This window comes from Pseudolysinimonas sp. (assembly GCF_044239695.1).
GTDB lineage: Bacteria > Actinomycetota > Actinomycetes > Actinomycetales > Microbacteriaceae > Pseudolysinimonas_A.
Genome location: NZ_JBIIAW010000089.1, coordinates 1 through 12,312, shown reverse-complemented (window position 1 = coordinate 12,312; position 12,312 = coordinate 1). Strand labels below are relative to the sequence as shown.

The 12,312-nt window shown below is 71.0% G+C and carries 12 protein-coding genes; 4 read left to right on the top strand and 8 right to left on the bottom strand.

Translation table 11 applies throughout. The features are described 5' to 3' along the window. On the bottom strand, positions 1 to 1,153 hold a 1,153-nt coding region (locus ACILQS_RS12630; protein ID WP_395640484.1), incomplete at its 3' end, for an acyl-CoA dehydrogenase family protein. A 146-nt stretch (positions 1,154 to 1,299) separates the two neighbouring features. On the opposite strand from ACILQS_RS12630, the gene ACILQS_RS12625 reads away from it, so the two are divergent. Continuing rightward, positions 1,300 to 1,788 (top strand): Lrp/AsnC family transcriptional regulator, encoded by a 489-nt coding sequence (locus ACILQS_RS12625; RefSeq protein WP_395640483.1) that lies wholly within the window; start codon positions 1,300 to 1,302, stop codon positions 1,786 to 1,788. A gap of 30 nt (positions 1,789 to 1,818) precedes the next feature. Here ACILQS_RS12625 and ACILQS_RS12620 read toward each other — a convergent pair whose 3' ends face one another. From ACILQS_RS12620 to ACILQS_RS12600, 5 genes are read right to left on the bottom strand one after another with little or no spacing between them, the layout of a single operon-like run. Continuing rightward, positions 1,819 to 3,999: a thiamine pyrophosphate-dependent enzyme gene (locus ACILQS_RS12620; RefSeq protein WP_395640482.1), complete on the bottom strand. Its 2,181-nt coding sequence runs from the start codon at positions 3,997 to 3,999 to the stop codon at positions 1,819 to 1,821. A 13-nt stretch (positions 4,000 to 4,012) separates the two neighbouring features. Beyond that, complete coding sequence (locus ACILQS_RS12615; protein WP_395640481.1) at positions 4,013 to 5,449, bottom strand: aldehyde dehydrogenase family protein; 1,437 nt, start codon at positions 5,447 to 5,449, stop codon at positions 4,013 to 4,015. After that, the gene (locus tag ACILQS_RS12610) at positions 5,446 to 6,414 is read right to left on the bottom strand and encodes an NAD(P)-dependent oxidoreductase (RefSeq protein WP_395640480.1); all 969 of its coding nucleotides are present in this window, start codon (positions 6,412 to 6,414) and stop codon (positions 5,446 to 5,448) included. Before ACILQS_RS12610 ends, ACILQS_RS12615 begins: the two co-directional genes overlap by 4 nt. A 16-nt stretch (positions 6,415 to 6,430) precedes the next feature. After that, positions 6,431 to 7,453, bottom strand: coding sequence for an ABC transporter ATP-binding protein (locus ACILQS_RS12605; RefSeq protein ID WP_395640479.1), 1,023 nt, complete (start codon positions 7,451 to 7,453; stop codon positions 6,431 to 6,433). Further along, positions 7,446 to 8,483, bottom strand: coding sequence for an ABC transporter ATP-binding protein (locus ACILQS_RS12600; RefSeq protein WP_395640478.1), 1,038 nt, complete (start codon positions 8,481 to 8,483; stop codon positions 7,446 to 7,448). The genes ACILQS_RS12605 and ACILQS_RS12600 overlap by 8 nt, the downstream gene beginning before the upstream one ends. Before the next feature lie 124 nt (positions 8,484 to 8,607). Here ACILQS_RS12600 and ACILQS_RS12595 point away from each other — a divergent pair, with 124 nt between their 5' ends. Genes ACILQS_RS12595 through ACILQS_RS12585 form a run of 3 tightly spaced genes read left to right on the top strand, consistent with a single transcriptional unit; the run spans position 8,608 to position 11,000 of the window. Further along, the gene (locus ACILQS_RS12595; RefSeq protein WP_395640477.1) at positions 8,608 to 9,159 is read left to right on the top strand and encodes an Lrp/AsnC family transcriptional regulator; all 552 of its coding nucleotides are present in this window, start codon (positions 8,608 to 8,610) and stop codon (positions 9,157 to 9,159) included. Positions 9,160 to 9,166: 7 nt separating this feature from the next. Then, complete coding sequence (nikB, locus tag ACILQS_RS12590; RefSeq protein WP_395640476.1) at positions 9,167 to 10,114, top strand: nickel ABC transporter permease; 948 nt, start codon at positions 9,167 to 9,169, stop codon at positions 10,112 to 10,114. Further along, on the top strand, positions 10,104 to 11,000 hold the full coding sequence (locus tag ACILQS_RS12585) for an ABC transporter permease (protein ID WP_395640475.1): 897 nt from the start codon (positions 10,104 to 10,106) through the stop codon (positions 10,998 to 11,000). Before nikB ends, ACILQS_RS12585 begins: the two co-directional genes overlap by 11 nt. Before the next feature lie 64 nt (positions 11,001 to 11,064). Here the strand turns inward: ACILQS_RS12585 and ACILQS_RS12580 are convergent, their stop codons facing one another. Both ACILQS_RS12580 and ACILQS_RS12575 read right to left on the bottom strand, forming a co-directional pair. Continuing rightward, positions 11,065 to 12,024, bottom strand: a complete 960-nt coding sequence (locus ACILQS_RS12580; RefSeq protein ID WP_395640474.1) for a D-2-hydroxyacid dehydrogenase — start codon at positions 12,022 to 12,024, stop codon at positions 11,065 to 11,067. Continuing rightward, positions 12,021 to 12,257 carry a 4-oxalocrotonate tautomerase family protein gene (locus ACILQS_RS12575; RefSeq protein WP_395640473.1) on the bottom strand — a complete coding sequence of 79 codons (237 nt, stop codon included), beginning with the start codon at positions 12,255 to 12,257 and terminating at the stop codon, positions 12,021 to 12,023. The genes ACILQS_RS12580 and ACILQS_RS12575 overlap by 4 nt, the downstream gene beginning before the upstream one ends. Positions 12,258 to 12,312: the final 55 nt, after the last annotated feature.

Genomic DNA, 12,312 nt, shown 5'->3' with positions numbered 1-12,312 from the left:
AGGCGGGGATCCCCGTGATCCGCTGACCGAGCACGAGCGTGTGGATCTCGTCGGTGCCCTCGTAGGTGCGCACCGACTCGAGGTTGTCGGCGTGGCGCAGCGGCGAGTAGTCGAGCGTGACGCCGTTGCCGCCGAGGATCGTGCGGGCTTCGCGGGCGATTCGGATGGCCTTGCGCGTGTTGTCGAGCTTGCCGACCGAGATCTGGTGCGGCTCGAGCGTGCCGGCATCCTTGAGCCGTCCGAGCTGCAGCGCCAGCAGGAAGCCGGTGCTGATGTCGACGGCCATGTCGACGAGCTTCGCCTGCGTGAGCTGGTGCGCCGCGAGGGGCTTGCCGAATGCGATGCGCTCATCGGCGTAGGCGGCGGCCTGCTCGAACGAGTCGCGCGCGGCCCCCATGACGCCCCACGAGATGCCGAAGCGCGCCTCGTTCAAGCACGAGAACGGCCCGGACAGCCCCCGCGCGCCGGGCAGCATCGCCGACTCCGGGAGGCGCACCCCGTTCAGTTCGATGTCGCATTGGATGGAGGCGCGCATCGAGAGCTTCGGCTCGATCGGGGTGGCGGTGAAACCGGGGGTGTCGGTGGGCACGACGAATCCGCGCACGCCGTCATCCGTCTGCGCCCAGACGATCGCGACGGCGGCGATCGAGGCGAGTCCGATCCAGCGCTTGCCGCCGTCGAGAACCCAGTCGGCGCCGTCACGCCGGGCGACCGTCGCCATCGTCGCCGGGTCGGAGCCGGAGGCCGGCTCGGTGAGTGCGAAGCAGCCGATCGCCTCGCCGGCGGCCATCGGCGGCAACCACTGCTGCTTCTGCTCCTCGGAACCGAACTTCGAGATCGCGCTCATCGCCAGCGACCCCTGCACCGACACGAAGGTGCGCAGGCCCGAGTCGCCCGCCTCCAGCTCGGCCGCCGCGAGACCGTACTCGACCGCGGATCGGCCCGCGCATCCATAGCCCTTCAGGTGCATGCCGAGCAGCCCGAGGCGCGCGAACTCGGGGACGAGCTCGCGCGGGAAGTGGGCCGCCGCGTACCAGGCACCGATGTTCGGGCGCACGTGCTCGTCGACGAAGGAGCGGACGACGTCGCGGGTCTGCTTCTCGTCGTCGGTGAGCAGCGACTCGAAGGCGACGAGGTCGTACCGTGCAGACATGGGGGTTCCTGTTCTCGAAGGGATGGGAGGAGGGTGGAGTCGCTAGGATCAACGTATTCCGCCATTTGGGGCGGTTGCGCGTCCGATCCTCGTCGTCTAGATTCTCGGGGGCAGCGAACTGCTTCAGCATGCGCGAAGGGAACGCCATGATCAGCAACTCCCAGCTCAAAGACCAGATGATCGTCCGCGAGCTGCAGCGCGATTCGCGGCAGAGCAACGTCGCGCTCGCCGCCAAGCTCGGGCTCTCCGAGGGTGCCGTGCGGCGACGCATCGAGAAGCTCGTCACCGACGGTCACCTGCGGTTCATGGCCATCGCCGAGCCGGCCTACATGGGTCGCGCGCTGCACGTGATGATCCGCATCCAGACCGAACCCGACATGACCGACCAGGTGATCGACGACCTCGTCGCGATGCGCGAACTGAGCTACGTGTACAACTGCACCGGGCAGTTCAACATCGCGACGGTCGGCTACTTCCGCTCGACCGAAGACCTGCGGCAGTTCACGACGGCGAAGCTGGGCAAACTCGCCGGCGTCGTGGAGCTGCGCACCGTGATGATCCTGCGGGTCGCCAAGCGGTCCCAGGAATGGGATTTCGACCCCGACGAGCTCGAGCTCGACAGCGGCGACGACTGACGTTCGCATGAGGTTCCCCGCCGGACGCGCTCAGCGCCGGGCGAGCTCCTCCCCCGCGGCGACGATGTCGTCCTCCGACACCAGCACGGCCTGCGCGGCCGGGCCGAGCGGGATGAACGAGTCGCGGCCGGCGACCCGGGCGATGTGCCCCCGGAACCCGCCGAGCACGGCCGCAGTGACCAGCGCCTCCCCCACGCCCCCGGTCGATCGGGTCTCGTCGACGACGAGCAGCCGCCCGGTCGCCGCCGCCTCGCGCAGCACGTCCTCGACCGGCAGCGGCGCCAGCCACCGCAGGTCGACGACCCGGCAGCGGATGCCGCGCTCCTCCAGCCGACGCGCGGCACGGCGCGACAGCCGCACGCCGTTCGCGAACGTCACGATCGTCAGGTCGCCCCCGTCGCCGTGGATGCGCGCCGAGCCGGGCTCGATCCAGTGCTCCGCAGACGGGTACGGCTCGACCCAGCCGTCGTCCCCGTCGTGCAGATCACGGGTGTGGTAGAGCGCGATGGGTTCCAGGAAGGCGCACACGGCACCTTCGGTGCGGGCGAGCGCCGCGCATCCGCGGAGCATCGCCGCCGCGTCGGACGGCGACGACGGCGAGGCGATGACGAGGCCCGGGATGTCGCGCAGCACCGCGACGGAGTTGTCGTTGTGGAAGTGGCCGCCGAACCCCTTCTGGTAGCCGTACCCGGCGATGCGCACCACGAGCGGGTTGCGGTAGCGGCCGTCGGAGAAGAAGGCCTGCGACGCGGCTTCGCCCCGCAACTGGTCCTCGGCGTTGTGCAGATACGCGAGGTACTGGATCTCGGGGATCGGCAGCAGACCCGAGATGCCGGCACCGAGCGCGAGGCCGAGGATCGTCTGCTCGTCGAGGAGGGTGTCGAACACCCGCGCACGGCCGATGCGCTTCATCAGGCCGCGGGTGACCCCGTAGACACCGCCCTTGCGCGCGACATCCTCGCCGAACAGGATCGCGCCGGGATCGGCGGCGAGCACGTCGGCGAGCGCCCGGTTGATCGCCTGGGCGAGTGTCAGCGGTGCCTCGTGCTCGGGCAGCACTCCGCCGTGGGCGGCGAGGCGCACCTCGGACGCCGCCGGCGTCGTGGCGTGGGCCCGAGTGCGCTCGGAAGGGCTCACCCGCAGCGGCGCCTCGACCACGGCACCGTCGGTGAGCTTCGGCAGCCCGACGACCTCGGCCGAGACCGCGGCGGCGCGCGCTCTGACCGCCTCGTAGCGCGCGAGCACGTCGGTCGGAGCCAGGATGCGGCGGGCCACGAGCCGCGCCGCGGTGCGCAGCAGCGGGTCGCGCGCGAGGTCGGCGGCGATCGCCGCAGGGCTGCGGTAGGCCGATTCGACGTCGGCCCCGGCATGACCGAGGTAGCGCACCGTCTCGACGTGCAGGAACGCGGGACGTCGACGCTCGCGCACCCGGGACGCGACTTCGCGCGTCGCCTCGACCACCGCCTCGGCATCCCCGCCGTCGACGTGCACGTAGTCGAGCCCCGGGCGCCCGGCGTACATGCGCTCGACCCAGCCGTCGGGAGTCGGCGTGCTGATGCCGATGCCGTTGTCCTCGCAGATCAGCAGGAGGGGCAACGGCACGCCGCGGTACGACATCTGCAGGGCGGAGTTGATCGCCCCGACGGCGGTGGAGTGGTTGACCGACGCATCGCCGAAACTCGCGACCGAGATCGCATCCCGGGGCCACGCCGACGCCACCCCGAGCTTCGCCGCGTGCGGAATGGCGAGTGCGATGCCGAGGGCCCGCGGTAGGTGCGACGCGATCGTCGAGGTCTTCGGGATGATCGCGAGCCCGCGGTGGCCGAACACCTTGTGGCGGCCGCCCGAGATCGGATCGTCGACCGCCGCCACGACGCCGAGCAGGATGTCGCGCAGCGCGTCGACGCCCGCCACCTGCTGGGCCCGCGCGGCGTAGAACGCCCCGGAGCGGTAGTGCAGCAGCGCCGGGTCGGTGGGACGCAGCGCGGCCGCGATCGCGGCGTTGCCCTCGTGCCCCGCCGAGCCGATCGTGTAGAAGCCCTGGCCGGCCGCACCGAGCGTGCGCGCCGCGAGGTCGGCGTGTCGGCTGACCAGCTGGGCCTCGAAGATCGCCAGCAGACGCGCGGGATCGAGGCCGCCACCGGCCCCGGCCTCGACGCGCAGGGCGGGGATGGCATCCAGGAACGCCTGGTCGAGCGGTTGCGTCGTCATGCTGCCGATCCGGTCACGCGCTCAGGTGCACGGTCTTGCTGCGGGTGTAGAACTGCCGCGCCGCGGCTCCCTGCTCCCGCGGGCCCACCGCCGACCCCTTCCAGCCGCCGAACGGCACGTAGGGGTAGCCGCCGGTGGTGGGTTCGTTGATCGAGAGCATCCCGACATCGAGCTGCTCGATCGCCTGGCGCGTGCGGGCGAGGTCACGGGTGTAGACGGCGGCCGCGAGGCCGTACGGCGAGGCGTTCGCGACCGCGAGTGCTTCGTCGAACGAGGCCACCCGGTGCATCGCGACGACGGGGCCGAACAGCTCCTCGTCCCAGAGCTCCCCGGTCGGCTGCGCGAGTTCGACGAGCGTGGGTGCGACGAACCAGCCCTCGCCGTCGGGCAGCGCCGCCGCGGCCACGACGACCCCGTCCGAGCGCCCGAGCGCGTCGCGTACCCGATCCCGGGCCGACGCCGACACGAGCGGGCCGACGTCGGTATCGGCGTCGGTCGCGTCGCCGTGCCGGAGCGCCTCGATCGCGAGCCGGGCCAGGGCGAGGAAGTCGTCGGCGACGCGGGCGTCGACGAGCACGCGCGAGGTCGCGGTGCACTTCTCGCCGTTGCCCGAGAAGGCTCCCGAGACGAGCGCGAGCACGGCGGCATCCAGGTCGGCGTCGTCGCCGACGATGAGGGCGTTCTTGCCGCCGAGCTCGGCCTGCACCGCGAGCCCGCGTTCGGCGGCGGCCCGCACGATCGAGCGACCGACGCCGGTCGAGCCGGTGAACGACACGGCGTCGATCGCCGGAGCGGCGAGGATCGCCTCGCCCACCTCCGCGTCGCCGAGCAGCAGGGTGACGGCGCCGGCCGGGAGCCCGGCCTCGAGCAGGCACTCCAGCAGCCGCATCGCGAGCAGCGACGATGCCGGGGCCGGCTTCCAGACGACCGAGTTGCCGAAGGCGAGGGCGGGGGCGATCTTCCACGCCGGGATCGCGATCGGGAAGTTCCACGGCGTGACGACGGCCACGATCCCCACGGGCTGATCGACGACGAAGAGCGACTGCTCGACGCGTCCGCCCGCGAAGACCTCGCCCCGCGGCCGGGAGGCCTCCCCGGCGTAGTACTCGAGGATGGCGGCCGCACGCAGCACCTCGCCGCGCGCCTCGCCGACGATCTTGCCCTCTTCGCGGCTGAGCTCTCGCGCGTACGCGTCGGCCCGGGCTTCGAGCAGCCGGCCCGCGGCGCGGAGCACGGCGCACCTGCCGCCGATCGGGGTCGAGCGCCATCCGGCGTGCGCCTCCGCCGCCGCCTCGATCGCCTGGCCCACCTGCGCGGGCGTCGCGGCCGACCAACGCGCCACCACCTCGGCCGGCCGCGACGGGTTCTCGCGCTCGACGACGACACCGTCGCCGTCGAACCACCCGGACGCCGCGTGGCAGCGCACCGCGACCGGGCTCTCGGCGGTCATCCGTACACCTCCGGGTTGACGGTGGCGAGCGGTCGCTCGCCGGCGAGCACGGCGAGCACGCCGTCGACGACGCTCGAGGCCATCCGGCCGATCGCATCGTGGGTCATCGCGGCCATGTGCGGGGTCGCGATCACGCGCGGATGCGCGAGCAGCGGGTCGGCCGGATCCGGCGGTTCGGGAGCGAACACGTCGACCGCGTAGACCCCGATCGCGCCGGAGTCGAGCGCGGCGAGCAGCGGGGCCGTCTCGACGATCTCGGCCCGCGCGGTGTTCACCACGACGGCTCCGGGCGGCAGCGCGCTCAGGCTCGCGGCATCCAGCATGCCCACGGTATCGGCGGTCAGCGGCACGTGAATGCTCAGCACCTCCGACGCGGCGAGCAGCCCCGGCCAGGTGCGGGCCCGCGGGTCGTCGAGAGTCACGAACGGGTCGTGGAAGATCACCCGCGCTCCGTGGGCCTCGAACAGGGTCGCGGCGCGACGGCCGATGGCGCCGAACCCGAGCAGCCCGACGGTGCGGCCCTCGAGCATCGCGCCGAGCAGCCCGCTGCGCGAAAGCCAGCCGGGGAGCGAGCCGTCGATCGAATGCTCCGCGGCGAACGTCGCCGTGATCTCCGGCAGCCGGCGCAACGCGGTGAGCGCGAGCAGCACCGTGAACTCCGCCACCGAGTGGGCGTTCGCCCCGGGGGTGTTGACGACCGGGATGCCGTGCGCCGACGCGGCGACCACGTCGATGTTCTCGGTGCCGACGCCGTGGCGACCGATGACCCGCAGCCCCGGCCCCGAGGCGATGTCGGCGGCCTCGAGCGGGGTGCTGCGCACGATCTGGGCGTCGGCACCGACGAGACTGCGTCGCAACCCCTCCCCGGCCGGGGCGTCCGCGATCCGCACGTCGACCGTCTCGGCCAGGCGGCGCACCTCCCGCTCGGCGATCCGTTCCGCGAGCACGACGACAGGCTTCGGCACGTCTCTCCTCCGCGACTCAGCGGGCCGGCGACGCGGCGGGGGCGACGCTCTCGGGGAAGTGGCAGGCCACCTGGTGCTCGGCTCCGGCCAGCGGCGGCTCCTGCGTCGCACAGATCTCCTGCGCCTTCCAGCACCGGGTGCGGAAGCGGCATCCACTCGGCGGGTTCAGCGGGCTCGGCACGTCACCGCTCAGGATGATGCGCTCCCGCGTCGCCTCCACCTGCGGGTCGGGCACGGGCACGGCGGAGAGCAGGGCCGTCGTGTACGGGTGGCGGGGGCGCTGGTAGATCTCCTCCGAGTCGCCGATCTCGATGATCTTGCCGAGGTACATGACGGCGATGCGGTCGCAGAGGTGCCGCACGACGGCGAGGTCGTGGCCGATGAAGACCATCGTCAGACCGAGCTCCTCCTGCACCTCCTCCAGCAGGTTCACGATCTGCGCCTGCACCGAGACGTCGAGGGCCGAGACCGGCTCGTCGGCGACGATGAACGACGGGCTGCTGATGAGCGCGCGGGCGATCCCGACGCGCTGACGCTGACCGCCGGACAGCTGGTGCGGATACCGTTCGTGCCAGTCGGGGTTGAGCCCCACGAGATCCATCGTCTCGAGCGCCTTCTCGCGTCGGGCCGACGGCGACAGATCGGTGTGCACGAGCAGTGGCTCCTCGATCAACCGGCCGATCGTCATGCGCGGGTTGAGCGAGGCGAAGGGGTCCTGGAAGATCATCTGCATCCGCCGCCGCAGCCGTCGGAGCGCACGCTTCGGCAGCGAGGTCAGCTCGATGCCGTCGAAGTCGACCGACCCCGACGACGCCGGGATCAGCTGCAGCAGCGCGCGGCCCATCGTCGACTTGCCGCATCCCGACTCGCCGACCACCCCGAGGATCTCGCCCCGGTAGACGTCGAGGTCGACGCCGGCGACGGCGCTGAGCTTGCCGGGGCGCAGACGCCCCTTGACCGGAACCTTGAAGTCGACCGTCAGGCCGCGCACGCGCAGCAGCGCTTCCGTCGCGGGCGGTGCGACGAGGGTGTCAGACATGGGCCGGCTCCTCGAATCGACTCGACTGGTCGAGCCAGCCGCCCGCGGCGGCGGGTCGCATCCCCCAGCACCGGCTGAGTTGCGGCTCGCGGCCCTGCGGCTCCAGCACCATCAAGTCGGGGTTCTCGGCGCGGCAGATGTCGCGTGCGAAGGCGCACCGTGCGGCGAACCGGCAGCCCGTGGGCACGGCCGACAGCTCGGGCGGGCGTCCTTCGATCGGACGCAGCCGACCGCCGCGCGGAAGGTCGATGCGCGGCACCGAGTCCAGGAGCCCCCAGGTGTAGGGCATGCCGGGGGTGCGGAAGAGGTCGTCGACCTCGGCCTTCTCGACGATCTGGCCGGCGTACATGACGTTCACCCGGTCGGCCATCTCGGCGACGACCCCGAGGTCGTGCGTGATGAACAGCACGGCGGTGCCGGTCTCGGCGACGAGGTCCCGCAGGAGTTGGAGGATCTGCGCCTGGATCGTGACGTCGAGCGCCGTCGTGATCTCGTCGGCGAGGAGCAGTTGCGGTTTGCAGGCGAGCCCCATCGCGATCATGACGCGCTGGCGCATGCCGCCGGAGAGTTCGTGCGGGTAGGCGGCGAGGCGGGACTCCGCCGCGGGGATGCGCACCATCTCGAGCAACTCGATCGCCCGGCGGCGGGCGGCGCGACGGTCCAGGCCCAGATGCGTCTCGAGGATCTCGGTGATCTGCCGGGAGATGGTGAGCACCGGGTTGAGCGAGGTCATCGGGTCTTGGAAGACCATGGCCATCCGCTTGCCCCGGATGCGCCGCAGCTCCCGCGCGGGCATCGTCAGCAGGTCGGTGCCCTCGAAGAGCACCTCTCCGGCTGTGACCCGACCCGCCTGCGGGGGGATGAGCCCCATGATCGACTGCGCCGTGGCGGACTTGCCGCACCCGGACTCGCCCACCAGAGCGACGAATTCGCCCGCCTCGACCGTGAACGACACGTCGTCGACGGCGACCACGGGGCCGCGCGAGCCGGTGAACTCGGTCCGCAGACCGCGCACGTCGAGGATAGCCATCGCGGTGTCACCCCTTGGTCGTCGATTCGTCGTGTTTCGTTGATCGACTATTGCATACGACGAACCTCGTCGTCTAGATTCGCGTAAACGACGAATATCGACACATAAGGGAGTGAGATACGTCATGACAGGTTCCCGCAGCGTCGCGAAAGACCGCGACATCATCCTCGAACTCGTCCAGAACCCCCGGCAGTCGAACGTCGCGGTCGCCAAGACCCTCGGCATCTCCGAAGGTTCCGTGCGGCGCCGGGTCGACCGACTCATCGACGACGGCGACCTCACCTTCTCCGCGGTCCCCCGCCCCTCCTACATGGGACGCCCCGTGCACACCCTGTTCGAGATCCAGAGCGCTCCCGGCCTCAACGACGAACTCATCGAGCAGATCACCGTCATGCCGGAGATCTCGTACGTGTATCACGTGACCGGACAGTTCGACATCATCGCGGTCGGCTACTTCGCCTCCAACGAGGCGATGCGGCAGTTCTGGACCGAGCGCCTCGGTCGCCTCGACGGGGTGGTGGAGAGCCGCTCCGTCATGGTGCTCCGCGTCGCGAAGCGCATGCACGAGTGGGCCCGCGACATGGCCGATGACGACCACGACCACCACCCAGAGAACGACGACGTCACGGACCGCACCCCGGTGGGTGCCGGGTCCGTGCCACACCGAGGAGGCTGAGAGTCGAGTGCTGCGCATCACGCTGACCCGGGTGATCGGGGTGCTCCCCGTTCTGCTCGGGATCTCGATCATCTCGTTCCTCGTCATCCGGATGATCCCGGGTGACGTGGTGAACTCGATCATGGGGGACGAGTTCAGCGACCCCGCCGTCGAACAGCAGTTGCGCGAGTACTTCGGACTCGACCAACCGCTGCACGTGCAGTTCCTGAACTGGTTCGGGATGCTGGTGCAGGGCGACCTCGGCGTCTCGATGCGCAGCGGCGCCCCGGTGCTCGACGAGATCCTGCTCCGGCTGCCGGCGACGGCGCTGCTCGCGGTCTCGGCCCTCGTCGTCGCGATCATCGTCTCCATCCCGCTCGGCGTCATCAGCGCCACCCGCCGCAACGGCGTGCTCGACGCCACGACGCGCGTCGGCTCGCTCATCGGGCTCTCGGTTCCGAACTTCTGGCTCGGCATCCTGCTCGTCTACGTCTTCGCCGTCACCCTCGGCTGGTTGCCCTCGCAGGGCGCCGGCGAGGGCAAGCCCTTCCCCGAGAACCTCACGCACCTGATCCTCCCGGCGGTCACCCTCGGGGTCACACTCGCGGCCACCAGCATGCGCATGGTGCGCTCGAGCATGCTCGAGGTGCTCGGGCAGGACTACATCCGAACCGCGCGCGCCAAGGGCCTCGCCGAGCGGCTCGTGGTCACCCGGCACGCCCTGCGCAACAGCCTGATCCCCGTCATCACGGTGCTCGGGATGGAGGCCGGCGCGCTGCTCGGCGGCACCGTCATCATCGAGCAGGTCTTCTCCTGGCCGGGGCTGGGCAGCCTCGTCATCCGCGGCATCAGCCAGCGCGACTACCCGCTCGTGCAGGGCACGCTGCTGTTCCTCGCCCTGTTCTACGTGCTCGTGAACTTCATCGTCGACCTGATCTACACCCTTCTCGACCCGAGGCTGCGCCATGTCCGCTGACACCCGCCTGATCCGCCCGCGCCTGACCCTGCCGATCAAGTCGGGACTGCCCGGGGCGCACGTGCTCCGCAGCGTCGTGCGCGACCCGGTGGGCGCCGCGGGGCTGCTCATCGTGACCCTCATCGTGATCGCCGCCGCCTTCGCGCCGCTGATCGCGCCGTACGACCCGATCGCGATGAGCAACCAACGGCTCGCCCCACCCGGCGGCGCGTTCCTGCTCGGCTCCGACGAGGCCGGACGCGACCTGTTCAGCCGGGTGCTCTACGGCGCCCGCACGTCGCTGAGCGTGGCCCTCGCGGTCGTGGTCACGTCGGCGGTGATCGGCGTCACCCTCGGGCTGCTCGCCGGCTTCTTCCGCAGCTGGGTCGACGGGATCGTCTCCCCCGCGATGGATGTGCTGTTCGCGTTCCCGACCCTGCTGCTCGCGCTCGCGATCGTCTCCGCCCGCGGCCCGGGCGTCGAGAACCTCGTGATCGCGCTCGTCGTCGTCTTCGTGCCGAGCTTCGCCCGGATCGCGCGGGGTGCGACGCTCGCCGTGCGCCGGGAGGCCTACATCGAGTCGGGCCGCGCCGTCGGGCTCGGCAACGCGCGCCTCATCCTCACCTACATCCTGCCGAACGCGATCGCGCCGATCATGGTGCAGTTCACCACCAGCATCGCCGTCGCCATCCTGGTCGAGGCCTCGCTCGGCTACCTCGGCCTCGGGGTGCCGCCGCCCGCGCCGTCGTGGGGCGCGATGCTCGCCAGCGGCAAGGCTCTCATCGAGCTCTCGATCTGGCCGTCGGTGATCCCGGGGCTGTGCATCATGATCGCCGTGCTCGGGTTCAACCTCCTCGGCGACACCCTGCGTGACGTGCTCGACCCTCGCCTGAACAGCCGGCGCTGAGCCGCGTCACCCCACGAGAAGGCCCGGACCGCATCGCGCGGCCCGGGCTTTCTCGTGCTGTGGGTCAGTAGCCGAGCTGGGGCTGACTCATCACGCCGAGCAACGGGCGGCCGCTGAGGAAGCGTCCGAGGTTCTCCGAGAAGTCCTCGGCGAGGCGCTGCGGGTTGCCGTCGCTGCTGTACGAGGTGTGCGGCGTCAGCAGCGTGTTCGGCAGGGTCCAGAGCGGGCTGTCCGCGGGCAGCGGCTCCTGCTCGAACACGTCGAGCACCGCACCCGCGATCGCCCCGGAGGTCATCGCCTCGACGAGCGACTCCTCCACGATGAGGGCACCGCGTCCGACGTTGATCAGCACGGCGTCGTCGCGCATCGCGGCGAACTCGGCCGCGCCGAGGAACCCGCGGTTCTCCGGTGTGACCGGCATCGCGAGCACGACCCAGTCGGCCTCCGGCAGCAGCGCCGACGACGACGAGAACGGCTCGGTGCGAACGAACCCCTCCGCGGCGGATCCGGTGCGGTTCACCCCGATGACCGTCATCCCGAGCGCCTCGGCCCGTTCCGCGGTGAAGCGACCGATCGACCCGGTGCCGTAGACGAGCAGGGTGCTGCCGGCGACGTCACGGGCCAGCCCCGAGGACCATTCACGCCGGGACTGGGCGTCGGCGAAGTGCAGGAACCGGCGGGCGTGCAGGTGGATCGCGGCGATCACGTACTCCGCGATCGCCGTCGGATACGCGGTCGACGAGCGACTGGAGAGCAGCCCCTCCGCGATCCGGCGGTCGAAGTTCGGCCCTCCCGCCCAGTCGAAACCGGCGGAGGTGACGTGCAGCCACTTCAGGTCGAGGCACTCCCCCATCAGCTGGTCGAACAGCTCCGGGATGACCCAGCTGCGCCAGAGGATGTCGGCGTCCCGGTACTCGTCCCGGAACTCATCGCCGTCGATGAGCGTGAACCTCACCCCGGGGTGCCGCTCGACGAGAGGCGGCACCACCGAGGCGAGGTTCGCGGTGTAGAGGACGTGCGTCACGACGACGCTTCGGCCGGGGCTCCCGGCTCGGGCGGCGGGAACATCCCCTGCTTCTTGCGGGTGTTGTAGGTGAGCCCGCCCTTCGCCCACACGTCGTACGAGACCTCGTACAGGATGCAGTGGGTGTTCTCGCGGGGCGATCCGTACTTGACCAGGACGTCGGTCAGCTCGGCGATGATCGCCTCGCGCGTCTCCTGGTCACGGGCGCCGAGTTCGACTCGGATGATGGCCATGTCGTTCCTTTCGTGGTGCGTGGTGCAGAGATGAGGGAGGGCGCCGGCGGATGCC